A 24,477-nucleotide genomic window follows, 5' to 3' on the forward strand; every position below is an offset into this window, starting at 1 on the left:
AGAAGAAGATTAACAAATGAAATTTAAAAAGATATAAGATGGGACTAAATTATAATCACCTTCAACTTTATAAACAATTAGATGTTAACAACCCGAAAAACAAGGTAAAACTAGCTCCAAAATTAAAATAAAGGCTTGTATTTAATTATTTTTTAAAAGATGATTAATGAGGTGAAAGAATTAAATAATTCGCTTAAAATCAATTTATGAAAGCTGTTTCTAATCTACTAAAACTATTATTTTTTACTTTTTAATAGAAAATATAAATAATAAAAAAAGCGCTTATAAAAAGCGCTTTTCAATAGATTATAATGATATTATATCTTCACCATTTCCTTAAGAATTTCAATTTCTCTCTCAGAAGCATTTTTTGGAGGATTTGAAAAAGATTTCAAAATTTCGTCTTGAAACTGATTTCTTAAACTTGAATCTTCAATATCTCTTAAATTCAAAAGTGCTTTAGATCGAACATAAGTTGACTCACTTCTTAGAGACATTGTATATAATTTTTTAATATCTTCCTCTTCAAAATCCTTAGATTTCAAAATTGAATATTCCAAAATAAACTGAGCAAACAACAATGAACCTTTATTATTGTTGATGTTTTTCTTTAATGAATTTTGCAATAAAGAGAAACTTGAAACATTTTTAATGCTCTCCCCTATTGCACTTTCGATTGCAATACGTTCCGGTTTAGTCTCAACTTTAAAATATTTGTTTATATCTTTTAAAGAATTATTGATGCTGTTTTCTTCTTTTTTACCTTTTTCTTCCCAGGCATCTTTCAATCCAACAGTCTTGTTAAATACTAATTTTGAAGCAGTTGAATCTTTATCAACAGTAAAATAACCCAAACGTTGAAACTGAAATTTATCTTCATTTTGAGCTGTTGATAAACTTGGTTCAACAAATCCTGTGATAATTTCTAATGATTTTGGATTCACAAAATCTAAGAAGTTTTTGTCTTTATAACTGTCCGGAGCTTCATCTGTAAACAAACGATCGTACATACGAACTTCTGCTTTAACAGCATGAGAAATAGAAACCCAATGCAATGTTCCGGATACTTTTCTTTGGCTTGCTTCTGTCCCGCTTCCACTCAAAGAATCGGTATCATAAGTTACATGAATCTCTGTAATATTGCCTTCTGAATCTTTTATAACACTTTCACCTTTAATGATATAAGCATTTTTAAGACGCACTTCTTTTCCTAAAGTCAAACGGAAAAACTTCGCCGGAGCTTCTTCAAGAAAGTCTTCTCTTTCGATGTATAATTCACGAGAAAAAGGTACTTTTCTAAAACCTGCACTTTCATCTTCCTGATTATTTTCGGCTTCAAGCCACTCTTCTTTTCCTTCAGGATAATTTGTAATCACCAATTTTACAGGATCTAAAACAGCCATTACACGAGGTGCAATTTTGTTTAAATCTTCACGAATACAAAATTCTAAAACGGATACATTTATTAAATTATCGCGTTTTGCAATTCCGGTTGTATTGGCAAAATTACGTAAGGAAGCAGCGGTATAACCACGTCTTCTTAATCCTGAAATAGTAGACATTCTTGGATCATCCCAACCGTTAACATGCTTTTCCTTAACTAGTTGCTGTAATTTTCTTTTACTAACAACGGTATGTGATAAATTACGCCTTGCAAATTCTCTTTGCTTAGGACGAATTTGATTTTCATCAATAATCTGGTCTAAAAACCAATCGTATAATTCGCGGTGAGGCAAGAATTCGAGTGTACAAAATGAGTGTGAAATTTCTTCCAGATAATCACTTTGCCCGTGTGCCCAATCATACATTGGATATATTTTCCAGGCATCTCCTGTTCTGTGATGATCTTTATGTAAAATCCTGTACATGATAGGATCACGCATCAGCATGTTGGTAGATTTCATGTCTATTTTTGCACGAAGAATATGAGTTCCAGCCTCAAATTCACCGTTTTTCATTCTTTCGAATAAACCTAAATTTTCTTCAACAGAACGATTTCTGTACGGACTATCTGTTCCAATCGTAGACGGAGTTCCTTTTTGAATGGCCATATCTTCAGAAGACTGACTATCAACATATGCTTTATCTTTCTTGATTAATAAAACAGCCCAATCATATAATTGTTGAAAATAATCTGAAGCATAACGTTCTTCTGCCCAGGTATATCCTAGCCATTCAACATCTTTTTTAATGGCGTCAACAAATTCCTGTTCTTCTTTTTCAGGATTCGTATCGTCAAAACGTAAATTTACAGGTGACTGATAATCAATTCCTAAACCAAAATTTAATGCAATAGAACTTGCATGACCAATATGTAAATAACCATTTGGTTCTGGTGGAAAACGAAAATGAAGTTTACTTTGCGAAAGACCTGATTTAAGATCTTCTTCTATGATTTGTTCAATAAAATTGAGTGATTTATCTTCTGATGCCATTATTTTATAGTAATTTTAGCAAAGATAAAAAAAAGGTTTCAGGTTTCAGGTTTAAAGTTATTTAAGTGGCGGAAAACCTGAAACTTTAAACTTGAAACAACAAGAAAATGGGAGTTATAAAATTAAAAAACATTCGTACTTTTTCGTACCACGGATGCATGATTGAAGAAGGAAAAATTGGATCTGACTATACTGTTGATCTAAAAATTAAAACTAATTTACAGCAATCAGCCGACACAGATCACCTTGCCGACACTGTTGATTATGTACATTTGAACAAAATTGTTACCGAAGAAATGGCCATTCGTTCGCATTTATTAGAGCATGTAGCCAAAAGAATCAATATTCGAGTACTTGCTGAAATAGAAACTGCAAAAAAAACAACAGTTTGGGTTTCTAAAATAAATCCTCCTATTGGTGGTGATGTTGAATCAGTTACTATAAAAATGACGGAAATTAGAAAGTAATTCTTTTAAGAAAAAAAGTAATTTTTTAAAATACTTCATTTTAAACTTTTGAAATTTAAAGATTTTAGTTACTTTTGCCATCCGTTCAACTACGGCGTCGTGGCCGAGCGGCTAGGCTGGGCTCTGCAAAAGCTCCTACTCCGGTTCGAATCCGGACGATGCCTCAAAAGAGATACAGAAATGTGTCTCTTTTTTTTGTGCTTAATTTTTAGAAAAAATTAAATAAAGTTTATGTTCGAATCCGGACAATACCCCTAAAACCTTCAAAGCAATTTGAAGGTTTTTTTTATGTTTTAATTTTTAGAAAAAATTAGATAAAGATTTATGTTCGAATCCGAACGATACCTCTAAAACCTTCAAAGCAATTTGAAGGTTTTTTTATGTTTAATTTTTAGAAAAAATTAGATAAAGATTTATGTTCGAATCCGAACGATACCTCTAAACCTTCAAAGCAATTTGAAGGTTTTTTTATGATTAATTTTTAGAAAAAATTAGATAAAGAATTACGTTCGAATCCAGACGATACCTCAAAACCTTCAAAGCAATTTGAAGTTTTTTTTTTATGTTTAATTTTTAGAAAAAATTAGATAAAGAATTACGTTCGAATCCGGATGATGACTCTAAAACCTTCAAAGCAATTTGAAGGTTTTTTTTATGTTTAATTTTTAGAAAAAATTAGATAAAGATTTATGTTCGAATCCGAACGATGCCTCTAAACCTTCAAAGCAATTTAGAGTTTTTTTTTGTGATTAATTTGTAGAAAAAATTAGATAAAGAATTACGTTCGAATCCAAACGATGACTTAAAAGAGATACATTTCTGTATCTCTTTTTTTGTGCTTAATTTTCCACAATCTTGTCATTCTGAGGAACGAAGAATCACACTAGAAATTCCACAAAGTAAATAGCCAATCTTTATCGATTTACGAGTGTGATTCTTCGTTCCTCAGAATTGACAAACTTGATGTAACTTTATCAGATTACTTCTTTTTTGCCAAATACAAACTGAGACTTATAAATATAAAAAAACCTCTGAAATTCAGAGGTTTAATTTTATATTTTTGAGTTATTAACAACTACTTCTCTATCTTCTCAAAAGCATTTCGAACCATTTCTTTTTCTTTTGGAAACCAACCCTGAGTTATTAACACCAATCCGAAAACCATTAAAACAATACTAATCGCTTTTTTGATTTTAAGAATATTGGTTGGAGTCATTTTTGATTTTAATTGTTTGGCTAATAATATTTTAAGACAATCAACTGCCAAATAAGTGATAATTACCGAAGTAAAAAAAGTAAACATTCGTGAGTTTTGCATTTCTAATTTTGGTCCTACAGAAATGATTACTGCCAACCAGAAACCTAATACTCCAATGTTGATAACGTTGAGTAAAAAGCCTTTTACAAACAAACTACCGTAGTTTCTTTTGATGATATCACGATCGATTTCTTCATCATCAATTTTTTCTTCATTTTTTAATCTTATGAAAGAGATTATGCCGTAAGCCAGCATAATGATTCCGCCAAAAATAAAGAGTGCCGGTTTATCTTTTAAACTCTGAATCAATCTGTAACTTCCTAAATACGCAATTCCTATAAAAAAAATATCACCTAATACTACACCAAGATCAAAAACTATAGCAGCTCTAAATCCTTTTGTAATACTGGTTTCCAGTAGTATAAAAAATACTGGACCTACCATAAAACTTAAAAAAAGTCCCCATGGCAGTCCAGCCAAAATATCATTTATCATTCAAATACGATTTCTTATTTTACTTCTTCTATTTTACCTCCAAAAACCGTTTTTTGATTAATTTGTTTCGGTTTTCCATAAATGTAAATAGAGCCTCCTGCGCTTACTTTTGCGTCGACAAGGGTTGATGCATTAACATCTGCTTTTCCGCCCGCAGAAACGCTTACTTTAGTCTGAGACGTGGCTAATTTACTTCCAAGGAAATATCCGCCGGCTCCTAAACTTGCATCAAGGTTGGCTGCTTTACCTGTTGCAGTGATTTCTCCTCCAGAAACTGAACTTACTTTAAGTTTATCAACATCCAAATCTACATTAATTTTAGCGCCTTCTTGTGCACTTACTTTAAACGAAGTCGCTTTTATTGTTCCGTCACTTGTTACAGCTGCACCCTCATTAGCATCAATCAATTCTATATGTTTATAATACAGCGTTACCTGAAGATCATTTCCTGATAAAAGTTTAGGAAAAGGCATTCTTAATTTTAAGATTCCGTTTTTATTAACAGCTTCCAGTTCTGCTTCTCTCGCTCCTTTTATAACAACTTTATTTTCAGATGACTGAACTACTTTTACACTTAGTTTATCGTAAACTTTTACAGTATCGAATTCACCTAATTCTTTGGTAACCTGACCAAAAGACATTTGAACAAATAAAATTGCCGCTCCTATAATTAACTTTTTCATACTTTAATTTTTTTAATTAAACCTCTATTCTGCTCTTCTCAAAAAATGAAAATCCAGTTGTTTTTTAACCAAATCGGCATTTTTAACTTTTACATATATTTCATCTCCAAGTTGTAAAATACTGTTTGAAGTCGCTCCTACCAAAGCATATTGCTTTTCATCAAAAGTATAATAATCATCTTTTATTTCTCTGATTCTTACCATTCCTTCGCATTTGTTAGACACAATTTCAACATAAATTCCCCACTCGGTAACACCGGAAATAACTCCAAGAAATTCTTCGTCCTGGTGATCCTGCATGTATTTAACCTGCATGTATTTGATACTATCACGTTCAGCATTAGTTGCCAAACTTTCCATATTCGAACAATGTAAACACTTTGTTTCGTAAACTTCTTCGTCTACAGATGCTCCATTATCCAGATAATATTGCAGCAAACGGTGTACCATAACGTCAGGATAACGACGAATTGGCGAAGTAAAGTGACTGTAATAATCAAAAGCTAAACCATAGTGACCAATATTTTCTGTCGAATATTTGGCTTTACTCATACTTCTAATAGCAAGAGTATCAATTAAGTTTTGTTCTTTTTTACCGTTTACTTCTTCCATCAAAGCATTCAAAGACTTCGAAATATCTCCTTTGTTACGGAAATCAATTTTATAACCAAATTTAGCAATTACGGTTTGCATCGCAATAAGCTTGTCTTCATTTGGTTCATCGTGAATTCTGTAAATAAATGTTTTCTTCTGTTTACCAATGTATTCCGCCACTTTTCTGTTGGCCAAAAGCATAAATTCTTCAATCAGATGATTGGCATCTTTAGAAACTTTGAAGTAAACTCCTTCTGGTTCTCCTTGCTCATCTAAGTTGAATTTTACTTCGACTTTATCAAAAGAAATAGCACCATTTTGCATTCTTTTCTTTCTTAAAATCTTAGCTAATTCATCTAATTTTAAAGTAGCTTCGGTAATTTCATCAGAAACAACATAAGATTCTCCAGTGATCGAAATATCAACAGGAATTGTATTGTCTTTTGTTTCAATGATATATTGTGCTTCTTCGTAAGCAAATCGCTGATCTGAATAAATTACAGTTCTTCCAAACCATTGGTTGATAACTTGTGCATTTGGAGAAACTTCGAATATTGCCGAAAATGTATATTTCTCTTCATTCGGTCTCAACGAACACGCAAAATTAGATAAAACTTCCGGAAGCATTGGCACTACTCTATCGACCAAATAAACCGAAGTTGCTCTTTGATACGCTTCATCATCCAGGATTGTTCCTTCTTCAAGATAATACGAAACATCGGCAATGTGAATACCAATTTCGAAATTTCCGTTTTCTAACTTTTTGAAAGACAAGGCATCATCAAAATCTTTTGCATCTTTCGGGTCAATCGTAAACGTAAGAGTATCACGCATATCACGACGTTTTGCAATTTCAGATTCCTGAATGGATGTATCTATTTTTTGTGCATAAACCTCTACTTCTACCGGAAAATCTGATGGTAAACCATATTCAGCCAAAATAGCATGAATCTCAGTATTGTGTTCTCCAGGTTTTCCTAAAACTCTAATCACAGATCCAAACGGACTATCGGCTCTTTTTGGCCAGTCTTCAATCGTAACCAAAACAACATCACCGTTTTCTGCTTCTCCAATTTTATCTTTTGGAATAAAAATATCGGTATACATTTTAGGGTTTGCAGTAGATACAAAGGCAAAATTGGCCTGAATATCAATAACTCCAACAAACTCTGTTTTATTTCTTTCTACAACTTCAATTACTTCACCTTCAGGTCTTTTCCCTTTTCTTCGATTATAAACATAAACTTTTACTTTGTCTTTGTCTAAAGCACGATTCAAATTATTGGTTGGGATAAAAACATCTTCACTAAAATCAGGACAAACAAAATAAGCAGTTTTTCTGCTGGTCATGTCTATTGTTCCTTCGTAATAATCCTGACTCTCTGCTTTTACTAAATATTTACCAGGTTCAGATTCTATAATTTTTTTTGAAGCGGCCAGAATTTTTAAATCTTTTATAATCTGGTTTCTGCTTTTTGTATCATCAAGTTCGAGCTTTGCTCCTATCTGTTTGTAATTAAATGCTTTATTAGGACTTTGCGATAAAATTTTTATTATTTTACTAGAGAAATCTTTCTCATTTTTTATCGGCTTTCTAATTTTCTTACTCATATATCTTTTCTTAAAAAGTTAAAATTACAAATAAGATATCAGATTATAGATTTTAACAAATAAATTATTAAAAATATAACTTTCAAAGGGAGATCTTATATTGATTTTTAAAGGTCATTTGTAATTCGAATATTCAAAATTATGGCGAACGACAAATTTTTAGTAATGCTCATTTCGTATATTTACAAAAAGACCCTTTATGGAAAGCTTTAAAACCATTGCCATATTCAATTATCAGCACGAAACAATCGTTCTAAAGCACTTATTAGAGCAAGAACAGATTCCGTATTACTTTGAGAACGAAATGACCTTATCTGTCGTCCCAATGTACACCACAGCGTTGGGCGGAATCAAACTTAAAGTTCATCCCAACGATTTCGACGAAGTTCAGCAAATTCTTGACAATCTTAATAACCCACTTAAAATTGTTTAAACTCATCTAATTTTTCAATTTCAGATTTTTTTTTCTTTCAAAATTTTCAAAGTTGTCAACATATATTAAATACAACAAAAAGAAAAATTTAAATTAAATTAATTTTTGTTTGTTATTATAGCTTGTTAATATGTGCTATAAATTTATTTTTAAAAGCATTGAAATGAAGTTTCTCTTAGTTATCTTGAGTTATCAACATACTTATATTTCGTTAAAGGATTCATTTATAAGACTTTTTGTATTTTAATTAACAATGGTTGACAACCTAAAATAGATTCATTTTGTAGATAAGTTCACATGTTGATATTTGTTGAAAATGGCATTTTTGATATTGATAACTTTTCTAAAAATTCATCAAACTTTATTAGGTTATTTCATTGCAGTTTTGGATTAGGTTTTTTTTCGACACAACCAAAAAAAACTTCTAATTTTCTATCCGAACTTATTAACAAATAATGTTAATTTAAAGTTAACTGAATATCAACGAATTAGCTTTTACTATTAACATTATAAAAAATTAACAAAATTCATGAATATTATTTATTGATTATGAGATACTTACATAGTTGTTAATAATGTTGATAAGTGTTAAGTTTCTGATATTATGTAAGTTCTGATTGAGTTTATTTTTTATTCGATTCTATTTAAATTTTGAGGAATTTCATTTTGCTTATACTCTCCTAGTTTTCGATAAAATTTTCCATTAGGTTTTATAATAATGTAATTTCCACAATCAAAGTGATATTTAAAAAGAGTCTTTCTTATTAAATCATTTGTATCCTGGTAAACCTGTTTGTCTTTATATTTATAATCTTTCTGGGTGATAAAAAACTGATTTATAGTATTATTTTTGTCTAAGAATTTTTTGTAGGCTTTATCATTAACATAATAGTCAATACAACTTCCGTTTGGTTCCGTATTATCTTTGTAAAAAAAATTAATGATTATAGTTTTTGAAGTATCAATTTTTTTACCCGTTAGTTTTTCCAGCTCTATTTGAATTTTTACTTTTTCAGATGGCGATAAAACACCAAAATCATCTTTTCTTAAAAATCTTCCTATATAAGCAGTATCAACCTGGTAAGTAATTATTTCTAATTTTTTATCTTTTAATTTATTATTGAATTGGTCTTGCGTTATTGATTGATCATTTTCATCAAATAGAAACTGAGGTTTAGAATTCTCTTGTGAAAAACAATTTAAACTAAATAGAATAAAGATGATATATTTCATTTTTAATGTTTTTAAAATAGGGTTATACTTATGATATGTTTTTGAAAATCAAAATATTATATTTTTTAAAAATAGTAAAAAACTTATATATAAGTGGTAAAAAAAGATTTATACATTGTAATTATCAATTCTCATTATTTTTAATTTTAAGTAAAAAATAAACAAATCTATAGTAAAGTATATATCATATACTTTAAGTAAATTTGCAAAACACAACTTAATAGTATTTAAAATGAAAATTTCGATAGGAAACGACCACGCAGGACCAGATTATAAAAAAGCAATCGTTGCAATGCTTAAAGCAAAAGGATATGAAGTAACCAATTATGGTACAGATTCTGAAGATTCTGTTGATTATCCTGATTTTGGACACCCGGTTGCCAATGATGTATCTGAAGGAAAAGCTGATTTTGGAATCGTTATCTGCGGAAGCGGAAACGGAATTGCAATGACTGTTAATAAACACCCTAAAGTAAGAGCTGGCTTGTGCTGGACTAAAGAAATTGCTTATTTAACGCGCTTGCATAATGATGCTAATATTGTGAGTATTCCGGCACGTTTTACATCTATCCCTCAGGCGGTAGAAATTGTTGAAACGTTCCTGGCAACTGCTTTTGAGGGTGGAAGACACCAAAACAGAGTGAACAAAATTGCTTGTCAATAAAAGGTCAAAAAAAATTGGGTGCTTCGCACTAATATAAATATCAAGCCGGGCGGATTTTTAAAATTCATCCGGCTTTTTTTGTATTCAAAGAACTTAAATTCAGATAATTATAAGGTTATTAACATTGTTAATTATCTATCATTAGTCAAAAATAAAGCAATATTAAAAACATCTACATTGTAAACAAACAAAAGAACAGCAATCAAGATCTGAATAAAAACAATTGCCGAAAATTTTAAAATAAAAGAAGCTTTACTGGTTTTATGTCTAAAGATGATCATTGCCAATAACAAACCTACAGAACCTCCAAAAGCTGCAAGTGCAAAAAGTGTATTTTCGGGAATTCTTCTTTTATGATTGATTGCTAAATACTTATCGTATCCAGAAAAGATAAAGGCAGCACTATTTATAAGTAGAAAATAAAATAACAGAATGTTCATTAGCTTAAAAATAAAGAGCAAAGATATTATTTTAAGAAGCTAATGCAGTAAATCTGGTTATTTTCGCAAATAAGTTTATTTTTGTTAAAATTTAACTCCCCAAATATTATATCAAAAACCTAATGAAAAGAATATTTTATCTGGCATTTTTCGCGTGTCATTTTTTGTGCGCGCAAGAAAAATCAAAAGTACTTTATCGTAATGAAATTATTTATTTATCGAATAAAAGCAAATTAGAAATTGAATCTTTTATCGAAGAACAAAGAGAAATTGCCAAAAGTAAAAATGTAAATGAATACTCTATAAACATTCCGTACGATAATTTTAGTGAAATTTCGAGTATAAAAGGTGCTGCAATAAATGCGAAAACCAACAAGAAAAGTAAACTTTCGCAGTACGATATTAGTACAAATGAGTTGAAACAAAGGGATATTTTTTATAGCGATAATAAATACAAACACTTTGATTTTAATAATGTTGAAGATAAATCGAAGGTTGAATTCTCGTATAAAGTAAAGCAAAATGAACCACGATTATTATCTTTTTTTGCTTTTCAGCACGAACTACAAACTGTTGCTTCACAATTTCAGATAAAATCAGATCCATCTATCGAAATTGGTTATAAACTTTTTGGAGATCATCAGGATAAAATTGTTTTCGAAAAAACGAAAGAAGGAAACCTGGATGTTTATACCTGGAAAGTTACAGATATGCCCGCTTTTGAAGAGGAAAACAGGGCACCAAATTTTACTTATTTCCTGCCTCATATTGTTTATTACATCAAAAGTTATACTAAAGATAACAAGAAAGAAGCGCTTTTTCCGGATGTAGAGCATTTGTACAAATGGTATTATTCGTTGGTAAAAGATATTAACAAATTAGACCAAACGGCTCTTAAAACTAAAACTTCAGAATTAGTAAAAGACAAAACAAATCCTAAAGACAAAGCAAAAGCAATTTACAATTGGGTTCAGGAAAACATTCATTATGTAGCTTTTGAGTACGAAATGGGAGGTTTTATTCCGCGTGATGCGGCATCTGTTTTTGATAAAAAATACGGGGATTGTAAAGACATTTCGAACTTACTAAATGAAATGTTTAAAACTGCCGGATTAGAGTCAAATCTAGTCTGGATTGGTACAAGAGATAAGCCGTATAGTTTTGTAGATGTTCCAACGCCTTTGGTAAGCAATCACATGATCGCGTCTGTAAAAATAGATAAACAGCGCTATTTTGTTGACGGAACCGATTCTTTTTGTCCGTTTACATTTCCGTCTGCAATGATTCAGGGCAAAGAAGGACTTATAGGAATATCTGAAACTGAATTTGTTATTGAAAAAGTTCCTGTAATAGATAAAAAAGAGAACCATCTAAAAGTTGATATGAAGTTGAAAATCAATGATGATGGAGTTCAGGGCGCAGCAAAATTATTGCTTTCCGGTTATGAGAAAAGTGACTTTTTAAATGTTTTAGCTTCTAATAAACAAAAGCAGGACGAAATTTTAAAAAGTGGTCTGACCCGATACAATCAAAAACTCGAAATAGAAAGCACCGAAGTTAAAAAGAATGAGTATGACAACAAAGATGCAGAGCTTTTGTACAATTTTAAACTGGAATCCTGGACGAAGAAAATAGGAGATAAGATGATTGTAAAGCCTATTTTATTAGCTCCTTTTAAAGGATATATCATTGATACTAAAGAAAGAAAACTTTCGATAGAAAACGACAATTTGTTTACAAATGACTTTACTTATGTCTATGAAATTCCCGAAAATTATCAGCTTGACTTTATTCCGGAGAATAGTAAGAAAGAAAATGAAGTTTTAAGTTATGATATATCGTATAAAAAAGATAAAAAAAGCCTGATCGTATCTCAAAAAATTGCACTTAAAAAATTAATTATCGAAACCAAAGATTTTGACAACTGGAATGCATTAGTAAACGAATTAAACAACCAATACAACCAATCTATCATATTAATAAAAAAATAATGAAAAAAACATTACTAATCCTACTATTCACTTTTTTAATAAAAGCACACGCACAAGAAATTAAAAGTTACTCCTGGGATGCAGTTCCGGCATTTCAGGCCATTCCTGAAGAATATAAAAAAGAACCCGCTGTAATTTTATTTGATAAAAGATGGGTTCATACCAGAATTAATCCCAATTTGTATGGTTTTGCAAAATTTAAAATGGAACATTTTGCAGTAAAAATAAATGAGTCTTCAGAAATCAGTAAATACAATAAAGTTACTGCAGACGATAATACAACGATTCGTGATACAAAAGATTTTCACGCCAGAGTTATTAAACCTAATGGAGATGTAAGGGTTTTATCTGAAAGTCAGATTGTAAATTCGGATTTAAAAAATGTAAAATCAATTGTTTTTGAAGGAGTTGAAAAAGGAGATATTCTGGAGTATTATTTTATTGTAAAAGAAAATCCAACATCAAACGGAATCGAAATTTATCAAAAAGATGCGCCGGTATTGCATGCTGAGTTCACACTTACAGAATCCGGATCGGCTATGTCGAGAGTATATACTTCGGGTGAATTTCATTATAATAAAGTAAAAGGCAAGACTTTTTTTACTGCAGATAATATCCAGCCGCTTGTAAACGAAAAAAGTTCAAAGAAATTTAGAAATCTGGTTAAGGTATTGTATTTAATTACCGGATCTCCTGCCGAAATGAGTAATAAAAAATGGGAAACATATTTTAAAAATTACATTAGAAACAAACCTTATGCTTTTTCGAATGGCGATGTTAAAAAGCTTGTTCAGAAATTGGATATAAAAGATAAATCTAACGATGAAAAATTAACCATTCTGGACGAATACATCAGAACTCATTTTGAACCTTATGCCGAAGGAGAAACAATTAATACTAAAATTAAGATAACAGAAGGAAATTCGAAATTAGCAAGTAGGGATTTTATTTTTCTGTATAAATATGCTTTTGATATTCTTAAAATTCCATACGAAATCATTGCTACCGAAGATCGTTTTATAGGAGATCTTGACGATGAGATTGTAACGTTTTATGAGTTTACAGATATTAATTTCTATTTTAGAGATCTAAATAAATTTATCTCACCAAATGTGGTCTATCTTGCTTACGGAAATCCAAGCTACGAATATCAGGACACAAAGGCAAAAGGTTATAATGTACAAAAGAAACAGGAAAGTTATATTTATGCTCCGGTAGTTTCATCAGATTTTACTAAAATAGCAACAGAATCAGTTGTAACTTTGAGCCCTGATTTATCAAAAGTAACGATAGATAAAAGAATGTCAAGCACTGGTTATACAGGTCAAATGCTGCGTTATTCGTATAATGATTTATCTAATAACGAAGAAAAAAAGGAACTTACAGATTTTGTAAAAGATGTTTTACTTGATGAAGTTGATGTAAAGGTTTTAGAACAAAAAGCCGAAAATTTAGAGTTTAAAAATAATTATACAAATACGCCGTTTATTATTAATTCAAAACTGGAATCTGTAGAATCATTTACTGAAAAAGCCGGAAATTTACTTTTGGTGAATCTGGGAAAGATCATCGGAAAACAGGCTAATCTTTATCAGGAAAACACCAGAAAAACAGATATTGATTTAAAATACACAAAAGAATACCATCATAGTATTGTCTTTAACATCCCGAAAGGATATCAGGTAGATCATTACAATGATTTAGTGATAGACAAAGAAATGAAATTTGATGAAAGCAAAAACTGTTCGTTTAAATCGACTTTAAAAGTAGATGGAAATCAGGTTATCATCACAATTGATGAAAAATACAAAGCAATAAATTATCCAAAAGAGATTTATCAGGAATATAGAAAAGTATATAATGCATCTGCAGATTTTAGCAAAGCAAGCATTGTGTTAAAGCCAATTAAGAAGAAATAAAAATACAATTAATAAATACTCTCACAGATATCGAAATGAGTCCAATACAATTATTTGAGCAAAAAAAAGTAAGAAGTCACTATGATGCTGAAAAAGAAATTTGGTATTTCTCGGTAATTGATGTGATTGAGATTTTAACAGATAGTCTTAATCCAAGAGATTATTGGTATAAAATGAAAATTAGAGTTAAAACTGATGATGGATTTGAACTGTCGACAGTTTGTCGACAGTTCAAAATGCTTGCTGATGATGGAAAAAACAGATTGACTGACACTGCGGATACTGAAACTTTGTTACGTTTAATTCAATCTATTCCATCTCCCAAAGCAGAACCTTTTAAACAATGGCTAGCTAAAGTTGGTTATGAAAGAATCCAAGAATTGGGAGATCCTTCTCAAAGTTTAGATCGCGCTCGTGAAAATTGGCAAAACTTAGGTCGAAGCGAAAAATGGATTCAGCAGCGAATGACAGGCCAGGAAACTCGTAATAAACTGACTGATTATTGGAAAGAATCCGGAGTAGAAAAAAAGGATGAATTTGCAATGCTTACCAATATTATTCATCAGGAATGGACGGGATTATCTGTAAAAAAGCATAAAGAAGTAAAGGGATTAAAATCTCAAAACTTAAGAGATCATATGTCTGAAGCGGAACTAATTTTTACTGCTTTAGCCGAACTTTCGACCCGACAAATTGCCGAAAGTGATGAAGCAAAAGGTCTGTTAGAAAATGCAAAAGCAAGTAAAAAAGGTGGAGCAATTGCAAAAAATGCCCGAATAGCTCTGGAAGATAAAACGGGAAAAAGTGTTGTAACTGGAGAAAATTTTTTACCTCCAACAAAAAACAAACTTGAGTAAAATAGAATTAAAACGATTCCCGGATTTGTATTAATTTTGATATTTTTAAAACAATAAAATAAAAAACCATTGCGAACTTTGCGAAACACTTTGCAATCTTTGCGGTTAAAATAAATAAGAATGACTAATATTCAATTCATTGCCAAGACTGTTCAAACAGCAGCAATTAACATTCAAAACACGGTAAAATTATTAGAGGAAGATTGTACGATTCCGTTTATTTCGCGTTACCGAAAAGATACAACCGGAAATCTTGATGAAGTTCAGATCGAGCAAATTGCAAAACTTCAGAAAGATTATGAAGCAATTGTAAAACGTAAAGAAGCGGTTTTAAAATCGATCGAAGAACAAAAAGCGCTTACACCGGAATTGAAACAAAAAATTGAGCAAAGTTTTGACTTACAAGAAATTGAAGATTTTTACCTTCCGTACAAAAAGAAGAAAAAAACAAAGGCAGATGTTGCGCGCGAGTTTGGTCTTGAACCATTGGCAAAAATAATCATGTCTGAAAATGATGTTGATATCGATTTTATTTCGACACAATACCTGAATGAAAATGTGATTAATGAAGAAGCTGCGATGCAAGGCGCCAGAGATATTGTAGCCGAATGGATCAACGAGAATATTTATGTTCGTAAGCAATTGCGAAGATTATTTAATAGAAAAGCAACGATTGGAACCAAAGTCGTAAAAAAGAAAGCTGAAGAAGAAGGAGCGCAAAAATTCAGTCAGTATTTTGATTGGGAAGAACCTTTGACAAAAGCACCTTCGCACAGATTATTGGCCATGCTTCGTGCAGAAAATGAAGGTTTTGTCAAAATGAAAGTAGATGTTGATATCGACGAAGCTTATGATATTATTGATGAAATTGTCATTAAAAAACAAAATAGTACAACAGCTCATTTGCAATTAGCGATAGAAGATAGTTATAAAAGATTGTTGAATCCGGCAATTGGAAATGAAACATTGCAAGAAGCAAAAGCTAAGGCAGATGCCAATTCGATTCAGGTTTTTGCTAATAATTTAGGACAGCTTTTATTGGCGCCGCCTTTGGGCGAAAAACGTATTCTGGCAATCGATCCAGGATTTAGAAGTGGTTGTAAAGTAGTTTGTCTGGATGAAAAAGGTGATTTATTATATAATGAAACCATTTATCCGCACGCCCCTCAAAATGAGGAAACAATGGCGATCAAGAAAATCCGTTCGATGGTAAATGCCTATCAAATCGATGCCATTTCTATCGGTAACGGAACGGCTTCGAGAGAAACTGAATTTTTCATCAAAAAAATTGCGTTCGACAAACCTTTGCAGGTTTTTATTGTTTCTGAGGCTGGAGCTTCGGTATATTCAGCATCAAAAATTGCGAGAGAAGAATTCCCTAATTATGATGTTACGGTTCGTGGATCGGTTTCTATTGGCAGACGACTTTCAGATCCTTTGGCCGAATTGGTAAAAATCGACCCGAAAGCCATTGGCGTAGGCCAATATCAACACGATGTTGACCAAACCAAGCTAAAAGAAGAATTAGATAACACTGTAATTCGTTGCGTGAACTCGGTAGGAATCAATATCAACACGGCGAGTAAACATTTACTAAGTTATGTGAGTGGAATAGGAGAGAAGCTTGCTGAAAACATTGTACAATATCGCTCAGAAAATGGTCCGTTTGAAGACAGAAAACAGCTAAAAAAAGTGCCTCGCTTAGGCGAGAAAGCGTATCAGCAAGGTGCGGCTTTTATTAGAATTTCGAATGCTAAAAATCCGCTGGATAATTCGGCCGTGCATCCGGAAGCTTATCCGGTTGTAGAGAAAATGGCGAAAGATTTAAAACTTTCGGTAAACGACTTAATTGCAAACAAAGAGAAAACAGCCCTTATTAAGGCCGAAAACTATATTACACCTGAAATTGGTTTGCTAACACTAAAAGATATCATAAAAGAGCTTGAAAAACCCGGATTAGACCCAAGAAAGTCAGCTAAGGTTTTTGAATTTGATGCCAATGTAAAATCAATCAAGGATTTGAAAACCGGAATGATCTTACCAGGAATTGTTAACAACATTACTAATTTCGGTTGTTTTGTTGACATCGGAATCAAAGAAAGCGGATTGGTTCATATTTCGCAGTTAAAAGCTGGATTTGTAAGCGATGTAAATGAAGTGGTTAAGCTTCACCAACATGTTGATGTGAAGGTTACAGAAGTTGATGAAGATAGAAAGAGAATTCAGTTAACGATGGTACTTTAGTAAATTCCAAAAAATAAATTCCAAATTCCAAAAATAGAAAGTAGAAATAAAAAACTCCCAAATTACAATCGTAATTTGGGAGTTTTTAGTTTTAAGCTTATTTCAAAATCACTTTTTTAGTAATACTTTTAAAATCATCATTCGAAATCTTTATCAAATAAACTCCAGACGATTGATTTGCTAAATTAATATCAGTATTTTCCGCAGTTGTTTTTTGTTGATGAATAACAATCCCGGAAGGAGAAATTACTGAAATTGTAGATTGTTGAGGTGCATTCACAGTAAATCGATCGGCACTTGGGTTTGGAAAAAGCGTAACAGTAGATTTCTCGATATCAAAATCACCGGTAGATAAAGTGGCAGTTGGAGGGAGATAAAAATTACCTGTTAACAAAAAAGAATATAATGTTTTTAAGGTATGATTGAAATAACTGCCGGGTTCACTCAGATTTTTTAAGTCGGCGTAAGAAGTATCAAGATGCATTTGGTTATCGCCTCCCATGGCCGCACAAGCAAATGCACCAACAAAAGTTCCGTTGTGCCATTGACCTATTGCAGTTCCGTTTTGGTTATAACCATCTTTAATGTTAGAAGATCCGCCTAGATTTACGCGAACAAAATCTGAGGATTTTTTTGTGTAAGCCTTCGCATCTGCATTGCCGTACCATAAATAGTCAACCGCGATTCTCCATGGTGTTCTTGCAGCGTCGTAAGTATATGTTTTTCCTCCATTATTGTAGCCACCGGCTTGAGAAGAATAAGCTCCAGAAGCTTCGCACCAGTCAGAAACTAATCCGCCAACGGCATTATTTTGTATTAAATTGTTGTTGATAATGGTATACGATTTTGCTGCAACATTGTTCCAAAAAGCAGCATCATTTGTAAAAACGCCAAAAACTCTGTAATAAGCAGGAGAGAAGTAAGACGGATTTGTAATTTGGCTTCCGCCGAATTGATCTCCGGGTTTTAAAACAAAAGTATTGGCTTCGATTTCATAATTTTTAATGGCAGAAATTAAAGCAGTTGCATCACTTTTATAATTGATATTTCCAGTGCTTCCCCATTGATAATCGGCAACGATAAGCGCTATGGCAGCATCAAGTTCAGCATCGGTTGCTCCGTTTTGACCAATAGTACCGGAACAGCCGTTTATTTTCCAGTTCATTACTTTGTTGCCGTTTACATTGTCTTTATAATACAGCCAGAGGCCATCAAATAATGTTTTATCGGCCATATAAACGCTTAGGAGCATTCCGTAACCAATTCCTTCAGAAACGGTTTCCCAGGAATTGTCGAATTTTACACGATATCTTTCATTCGAGCAGGCTTCAACAAAATTGGCCTTCCAGATATCGTAGTTGTTTTTAGCATCCTGACTGTTTTTATTCGTTGGCATTAAACCATTTGCAAATACAACATTGGCAGGAAACGGCTGCTTTTGTGCGTAACTTTTGAGACACAAAAAAGCAACAGTAATCAGAAGTAGGTTTTTCATAATTATTGTTATTTGATTTAGGGACTCTAAAAGTAAGTTTTTTTAGATAAAATAAAAACCCCAAACTACAATTGTAATTTGGGGTTTATAATAAGGGTTTAAATTCTTATTTAATTTCTTCCTCTTCTTTTTTAACAGAAGGTGCAGGAGGAGTTTGATCGTCTTTAGCAGCGTTTTTAAATTCCTTAATTCCGCTTCCTAAACCTTTCATTAATTCCGGTATTTTTTTACCTCCAAAAAGTAATATCACGATACCTACTATTACGAGGATTTCTGTAAGACCTAATCTTCCCATGGTTTGTATATTTAATGCCTAAGCAAATTGTTTTCTAATTGAACCGCAAATGTATATAGAATATACGAAGAACAACAGGATTTGGTTTAAAATATTTGTTTATTGTAGCGTTAAATATTTTATAAAATCCTGAAATAACTGTATTCGTTCCTTTTTGTCGGGCATCAACAAGACGATTAATTATTATATTTGCTCGTATAAACAACCATAATGACCAGAAAAAAATTCAATTTCAGAAAAAATTTATTCATCAAAAACCGATTGGTAATTTTGAATGAAGATACTTTCGAAGAAATTTTTTCGTTCAAACTGAACTTAATGAATGTGTTCGTAACGTTCACATTAGGAGGAATATTTTTAATTTTAATTACTACTTTCATCATTGCATTTACGCCTTTGCGTGAATTAATTCCAGGCTATTCTTCGACAGAATTAAAAAAGAATGCAACTGAACTGGCGATCAAATCAGATTCTTTAGAAACCGCTTTAAAGAAAAATGAAGCCTATATAAAAGGAATTCAGAAAGTTTTGAGAGGCGAATTAGAGTACGCTAAATTCAATAAAGATTCTATTATAGCAGAAACTGATGAACATTCAGAAGTAAATATGAAAGCCTCTGAAGAAGAAATTAAATTAAGAGAAGAAGTGGCAAAGATGGAGAAGGAGCCGGGCGAAAAAACTCGAAGTAAAAACAAAAGTGACAAGAAATAATACCATAAGAAATGTCTATTAAATCAGTAGCAGCAAAATTATTTGCCACCAAAATATACTATAAAACACAGGCTTGGGCCAATAAACCGGTCGAAACTCAACAAGCGGTATTTAAGAATTTAATAAATAGTGCCAAGGAAACCCAGTTTGGTACAGATCATCATTTTGATAAAATAAAAACGGTTCATGATTTCAGGAAGCGTGTCCCGATTCGTGACTACGAAGATTTAAAACCCTATATCGACAAAGTTCGAATGGGCGAAAAAAATATTCTCTGGAAAGGGAAACCGCTCTATTTTGCTAAAACCTCAGGAACAACCTCTGGTGCAAAATATATTCCGCTGACCAAAGAATCAATGCCATATCATATTGAAGCTTCGCGAAATGCAATTCTTCATTATATATACGAAACCGGAAATGCTGATTTTGTTGATGGAAAAATGATTTTCCTGCAGGGAAGCCCAATTTTAATTGAAAAATACGGAATCAAATTTGGAAGATTATCCGGAATCGGAGCGCATTTTGTACCCAAATATCTTCAAAAAAACAGAATGCCTTCGTGGGAAACCAATTGTATCGAAGATTGGGATACCAAAGTAAATGCCATTGTAGAGGAAACAATCGAGCAGGATATGACCATAATTTCGGGAATTCCGTCCTGGGTTCAAATGTATTTTGAGCGTTTACAGGAAAAAAGCGGAGGGAAGAAAATTGGAGATTTGTTTAAAAACTTCAATCTGTTTATTTACGGAGGAGTCAATTATGAACCATATCGCGCCAAGTTCGAAAAAATGATTGGCCGAAAAGTAGACAGCATTGAGTTGTTTCCAGCTTCAGAAGGTTTTTTTGCCTATCAGGATTCTCAAAAATCAAAAGGAATGCTATTGTTGCTGAATTCAGGAATTTTCTATGAATTTATAAAAGCAGATGAATTCTTTACAGAAAATCCAAAAAGCTACACCATTGGCGAAGTCGAAATGGGTGTAAATTATGCTTTGATAGTTTCTACAAATGCAGGACTTTGGCGTTATAATATTGGAGATACGGTGCAGTTTACTTCGTTGTTTCCGCACAGAGTTATCGTTTCCGGCCGAATCAAACATTATATTTCTGCTTTTGGAGAACACGTTATTGCCAACGAAGTCGAAAGCGCCATGAAAGAAGCCACAGCAGGAACCAAAGTCGTAATTAACGAATTTACCGTTGCACCACAAATAAACCCGTCAAGCGGATTACCGTATCATGAATGGCTGATAGAATTCGAAAATGAACCTGAAAATATAGAAGCTTTCGCCGAAACAATTGACGATTCGATGCGAAAACAAAACATTTATTACGACGATTTAATCACCGGAAATGTTTTAAGGAAAGTGGTTGTAACCAAAGTTTCGAAAAACGGTTTTCAGGATTATATGAAATCTCAGGGAAAATTAGGCGGACAGAATAAAATTCCGAGATTGTCGAATAATCGTGATATTGCTGATAATTTGAAGTAGAAAATTTTTATGAAATATAAATATCATTTAAGACCAGGATATAAATCTCAAAAATTATTGATTGAAATTTTTAATGGTGCTGAAAATGAGGATTTTTTCACAGACTTTTTTGATTCAATAATAGAAATAAATCCAAAAGTGGAAACAATCAATGACCTTTGGATAAATGATGAATACCTGGTAGATGTTAATTCAGACATTGGTTCTTTCTCTATTTCAAAAGACATTTGGGGCTTTGCATTTATAATGTCAGAGGAGAATCAGGAATGCCTGAATAAAATAAATTTAATATTATTAAAAGATCAAAATTTTCAGAAAGTAGAAGTTAATTTTGATCATTATAAATAAAAAACAATTTGAATTTAGTTTTAAGATAATAAAGCTTTAATACAGTTTTGATTTTAAATTCCTAATTTCGTTTGATAAATACACATATTACATCTTCTCAAACAGAAGATTTTTTAAAATAAAATAGCATGAAAGAAACCAAACATATATCAAGATCAAGAGCGCAGGAATCATCTGCAGCAATCGAAAAAATGTACATTACAATGCGCCACTTATTCAACCGTGGGTTTTATAAACCAATGGGAGTTTCCGGCGATAGTTTACGTGAATCATTACTGGCATTACGTCCTGAAATTTACGGAAACATAGGCGAAGAAAAAGTAGAACTAAACGGACTTTTGTACGTTATTGAGCGTTTACCAATAGGTATTGAGCAATGTAGATTTATCAATTTAACTTCAGACGAAGGATATTCTAAATCGCATTTTCAGGCAATCGTTCCTCCAAAAAGAAGAAGGAATTGTTACAGAATCGACGAAGAACAAATGAATGTTGAAATAACTCGAGGGAGATCAGACATTTATGATATCCTGACTCATTTGACTTTTATTTTCATAGAATCTCATAAAATCAAAAACAGAGTTTTATTAGACGATGGAGGCGAAGTTTCGCGCGATTGGTTAAAATTAGAGCAAGCCGTTTTACAAACCAAAAAGCTTTCTCAAATAGAAAAAGAAAAAGCAATTTCGCATGTTGCCAATATTTTAGCAAGAACTTTCGAAGAGGTTTTGGATATTTATGACGCTTTTGGATCAGAAAATGCTCCGGATCGCTTCCTACACGTTATTTATTGGTTAGGAAAATTAGCAATCGAAGAAGTAATCGAAAATAATAAAAGAACGATAACTTTTAGTCCTGTATTGAGAGAACGTTTAGGACACCATATTCACGGTGAAATCTGGGCGACTAATATCAAGGAAGTGCTTAAGGCAAACAATCTTTTAAAGCGTCCTATACACGTAATAAGTGCTAATATGCATAGCGTGATGAATTCTATTTTTGCAACTCCGTTGTTGAAAACAAAATTCAAGGACAAGTCTGATTTTTATATTTATGAAGAATTAAGTAAATCAGGCGCAAAAGAAACCAGAAGTATTGTCGAAGAATTAGCCTTAAAAAATGGTATGATTTCGCTGCCTGATAGTTCAGGAACGAATATCGACGTTCAAATTTTTGATACTGCCAAAATTGACTGGGCAAAAACTGCATTTCCAAAAACAGTTGTTGATCAAGCAGCTCCGGTTATTATTGTAATGGATTATGCTTTTGGAGAACAAGCTTACGAAACGATCGACGAACTTTTAAAACCGTACAAAAAAGAAACGTTACTAAATGTAAGATCCGTTTCGATAATGGGAAAAGCCGGAATTCTGGAAGGCGGAAAAGGTGATATCATGATTCCTACAGCGCATATAAACGAAGGAACGGCAGATAATTATTTCTTCGAAAATGAATTAACTGGCGCTATGTTCGAAGGAAATGACATTGCAGTTTTTGAAGGTGCAATGGTTACCGTTTTAGGAACATCATTACAAAATAGAGATTTACTGAAATTCTTTCACGAATCGACCTGGGGAGTAATTGGTCTTGAAATGGAAGGATCATATTATCAGAAAGCCATTCAATCGGCATCAAAAATCAGAAAAAGTGTTCCTCACGATATCAAAGTTCGTTATGCGTATTATGCCTCAGATAATCCTCTTGAAACCGGAAGTACATTAGCTTCAGGCGGATTAGGAACAACAGGTGTAAAACCAACGTATTTGATTACTATTAAAATTCTGGAGCAAATTTTCAACGTAAAATAAAAGGATAAATGAGTACAAAAGTACCCCAAAACAATGAAGATCAAGAAATTGATTTAGTCGTGATTTCTAAAAAAATAAGTAATTTTTTCCACGGAATTAATACTTCTATTTTTAGAGCAATTCAGTTTTTTATTCGAAACTGGATCATTGTTTTGATCTTAATTTTGGCCGGATTTGGTTTGGGGTGGTTTTTAGATAAGACTCAAAAAACATATGACAATCAGATAATTGTTCAACCTAATTTTGGAAGTGTTGATTATTTGTATGCTAAGGTCGATTTAATTCAATCTAAGATACTAACGAATGATACAGCATTTTTTAATTCAATTGGTATTTCACAAAAACCGACACTAAGCAAGATTTCGATTGAACCCATAGTAGATGTATTTAAGTTTGTTAATAACAACGAGCAAAATCTCGAAGTATTAAAGTTAATAACCAATAATGGCGATTTAAAATCTGTTATTAAGGAGACAACTACAAGTAAAAATTATCCATTTTATGTTATTAATTTTTCAACAAAAGGCCTATCAAAAGACGGAATTTATGCAAATGCATTATTGAATTATATCAATTCAAGTAAATATTATATAGATATTCAAAAAGTTTCGGTATTAAACATCAAAGAAAAAATAAAAAAGAATGAAGAGATTATTTGGCAGATAGACGCTGTTTTAAACAAAGTTCCAGTTTCGGGTAGTTCAAGCCATGATAAATTGGTTTATTACAATGAAAACACACAATTAAATGATTTGGTTAAAACGAAAGACGGTTTAATAAGAGAAAATGCAAATTATAAAATAGACCTTATAACGTCTGATAAAATTGTAAAAGAGAGTTCTGTTACAACTAATATGGAGAATACGGAATCTGTTAAAGGAAAACTTAAAATTATATTGCCAATATTGTTGGTGTTTGTCTTTATTTTCATTGTTTTTATCAAACGATTTTATAAAAAACAGCAAGCATTACAAGTATAATAAAATTGTTTTTTTAATTC

20 protein-coding genes and 1 tRNA gene are annotated in these 24,477 nt (G+C 32.0%); 13 read left to right on the forward strand and 8 right to left on the reverse strand.

All coding sequences use genetic code 11. From position 1 onward, the window contains the following. Positions 1-317 precede the first annotated feature (317 nt). The gene (locus ACIDC4_RS08600) at positions 318-2,435 is read right to left on the reverse strand and encodes a glutamine--tRNA ligase/YqeY domain fusion protein (RefSeq protein ID WP_412042866.1); all 2,118 of its coding nucleotides are present in this window, start codon (positions 2,433-2,435) and stop codon (positions 318-320) included. A gap of 107 nt (positions 2,436-2,542) precedes the next feature. Here ACIDC4_RS08600 and folB point away from each other — a divergent pair, with 107 nt between their 5' ends. After that, positions 2,543-2,902, forward strand: coding sequence for a dihydroneopterin aldolase (gene folB / locus ACIDC4_RS08605; RefSeq protein ID WP_121317977.1), 360 nt, complete (start codon positions 2,543-2,545; stop codon positions 2,900-2,902). Positions 2,903-2,995: 93 nt separating this feature from the next. Further along, positions 2,996-3,066 (forward strand) — tRNA-Cys (locus tag ACIDC4_RS08610). Between the two features lie 911 nt (positions 3,067-3,977). Here the strand turns inward: ACIDC4_RS08610 and ACIDC4_RS08615 are convergent. The 3 genes from ACIDC4_RS08615 to rnr are packed head-to-tail and all read right to left on the reverse strand — an operon-like array spanning position 3,978 to position 7,543. Beyond that, positions 3,978-4,655 carry a LysE family translocator gene (locus ACIDC4_RS08615; protein ID WP_412042865.1) on the reverse strand — a complete coding sequence of 226 codons (678 nt, stop codon included), beginning with the start codon at positions 4,653-4,655 and terminating at the stop codon, positions 3,978-3,980. Between the two features lie 14 nt (positions 4,656-4,669). Continuing rightward, positions 4,670-5,338 carry a head GIN domain-containing protein gene (locus ACIDC4_RS08620; protein WP_412042864.1) on the reverse strand — a complete coding sequence of 223 codons (669 nt, stop codon included), beginning with the start codon at positions 5,336-5,338 and terminating at the stop codon, positions 4,670-4,672. 24 nt (positions 5,339-5,362) lie between these two features. Continuing rightward, a complete protein-coding gene (rnr, locus tag ACIDC4_RS08625; protein WP_412042863.1) occupies positions 5,363-7,543 on the reverse strand; it encodes a ribonuclease R in 2,181 nt (726 codons plus the stop codon). A gap of 199 nt (positions 7,544-7,742) precedes the next feature. Between rnr and ACIDC4_RS08630 the strand changes: the two genes are divergently transcribed. Further along, positions 7,743-7,976 carry a DUF2007 domain-containing protein gene (locus ACIDC4_RS08630; protein ID WP_072957625.1) on the forward strand — a complete coding sequence of 78 codons (234 nt, stop codon included), beginning with the start codon at positions 7,743-7,745 and terminating at the stop codon, positions 7,974-7,976. A gap of 630 nt (positions 7,977-8,606) precedes the next feature. Here ACIDC4_RS08630 and ACIDC4_RS08635 read toward each other — a convergent pair. Then, on the reverse strand, positions 8,607-9,209 hold the full coding sequence (locus tag ACIDC4_RS08635) for a hypothetical protein (protein WP_412042862.1): 603 nt from the start codon (positions 9,207-9,209) through the stop codon (positions 8,607-8,609). A gap of 232 nt (positions 9,210-9,441) precedes the next feature. On the opposite strand from ACIDC4_RS08635, the gene rpiB reads away from it, so the two are divergent. Continuing rightward, entirely contained in the window at positions 9,442-9,873 is a 432-nt protein-coding gene (gene rpiB / locus ACIDC4_RS08640; protein ID WP_065451793.1) for a ribose 5-phosphate isomerase B, read from the forward strand. Between the two features lie 131 nt (positions 9,874-10,004). Here the strand turns inward: rpiB and ACIDC4_RS08645 are convergent, their stop codons facing one another. Then, entirely contained in the window at positions 10,005-10,313 is a 309-nt protein-coding gene (locus tag ACIDC4_RS08645; RefSeq protein WP_412042861.1) for a DUF1294 domain-containing protein, read from the reverse strand. 122 nt (positions 10,314-10,435) lie between these two features. Here ACIDC4_RS08645 and ACIDC4_RS08650 point away from each other — a divergent pair, with 122 nt between their 5' ends. The 4 genes from ACIDC4_RS08650 (at position 10,436) to ACIDC4_RS08665 (ending at position 17,324) form a co-directional block, all read left to right on the forward strand. Further along, positions 10,436-12,304 carry a DUF3858 domain-containing protein gene (locus ACIDC4_RS08650; protein ID WP_412042860.1) on the forward strand — a complete coding sequence of 623 codons (1,869 nt, stop codon included), beginning with the start codon at positions 10,436-10,438 and terminating at the stop codon, positions 12,302-12,304. After that, complete coding sequence (locus tag ACIDC4_RS08655) at positions 12,304-14,223, forward strand: DUF3858 domain-containing protein (protein WP_412042859.1); 1,920 nt, start codon at positions 12,304-12,306, stop codon at positions 14,221-14,223. The genes ACIDC4_RS08650 and ACIDC4_RS08655 overlap by 1 nt, the downstream gene beginning before the upstream one ends. 35 nt (positions 14,224-14,258) lie before the next feature. Next, on the forward strand, positions 14,259-15,080 hold the full coding sequence (locus ACIDC4_RS08660; RefSeq protein ID WP_412042858.1) for a BRO family protein: 822 nt from the start codon (positions 14,259-14,261) through the stop codon (positions 15,078-15,080). A 120-nt stretch (positions 15,081-15,200) separates the two neighbouring features. Continuing rightward, positions 15,201-17,324, forward strand: coding sequence for a Tex family protein (locus tag ACIDC4_RS08665; RefSeq protein WP_412042857.1), 2,124 nt, complete (start codon positions 15,201-15,203; stop codon positions 17,322-17,324). 97 nt (positions 17,325-17,421) lie between these two features. On the opposite strand, the gene ACIDC4_RS08670 is transcribed toward ACIDC4_RS08665, so the two are convergent. Together ACIDC4_RS08670 and ACIDC4_RS08675 are read right to left on the reverse strand one after the other, a co-directional pair. Beyond that, on the reverse strand, positions 17,422-18,819 hold the full coding sequence (locus tag ACIDC4_RS08670; protein ID WP_412042856.1) for a glycosyl hydrolase family 8: 1,398 nt from the start codon (positions 18,817-18,819) through the stop codon (positions 17,422-17,424). Between the two features lie 106 nt (positions 18,820-18,925). Further along, positions 18,926-19,114, reverse strand: coding sequence for a Sec-independent protein translocase subunit TatA/TatB (locus ACIDC4_RS08675; RefSeq protein WP_055096778.1), 189 nt, complete (start codon positions 19,112-19,114; stop codon positions 18,926-18,928). 210 nt (positions 19,115-19,324) lie between these two features. Between ACIDC4_RS08675 and ACIDC4_RS08680 the strand changes: the two genes are divergently transcribed. The 5 genes from ACIDC4_RS08680 to ACIDC4_RS08700 all read left to right on the forward strand — a co-directional run bounded on the left by ACIDC4_RS08680 (position 19,325) and on the right by ACIDC4_RS08700 (position 24,457). Next, positions 19,325-19,825 (forward strand): peptidase, encoded by a 501-nt coding sequence (locus ACIDC4_RS08680; RefSeq protein WP_412042855.1) that lies wholly within the window; start codon positions 19,325-19,327, stop codon positions 19,823-19,825. Between the two features lie 11 nt (positions 19,826-19,836). Further along, positions 19,837-21,321: a GH3 auxin-responsive promoter family protein gene (locus tag ACIDC4_RS08685; protein ID WP_412042854.1), complete on the forward strand. Its 1,485-nt coding sequence runs from the start codon at positions 19,837-19,839 to the stop codon at positions 21,319-21,321. Between the two features lie 9 nt (positions 21,322-21,330). After that, positions 21,331-21,669 (forward strand): hypothetical protein, encoded by a 339-nt coding sequence (locus ACIDC4_RS08690; protein ID WP_412042853.1) that lies wholly within the window; start codon positions 21,331-21,333, stop codon positions 21,667-21,669. Between the two features lie 128 nt (positions 21,670-21,797). Next, complete coding sequence (locus ACIDC4_RS08695; RefSeq protein ID WP_412042852.1) at positions 21,798-23,477, forward strand: DUF6909 family protein; 1,680 nt, start codon at positions 21,798-21,800, stop codon at positions 23,475-23,477. Between the two features lie 8 nt (positions 23,478-23,485). Further along, entirely contained in the window at positions 23,486-24,457 is a 972-nt protein-coding gene (locus ACIDC4_RS08700; protein ID WP_412042851.1) for a hypothetical protein, read from the forward strand. Positions 24,458-24,477: the final 20 nt, after the last annotated feature.

The organism is Flavobacterium sp. C3NV, from assembly GCF_046825355.2.
Taxonomy (GTDB): Bacteria; Bacteroidota; Bacteroidia; order Flavobacteriales; family Flavobacteriaceae; genus Flavobacterium.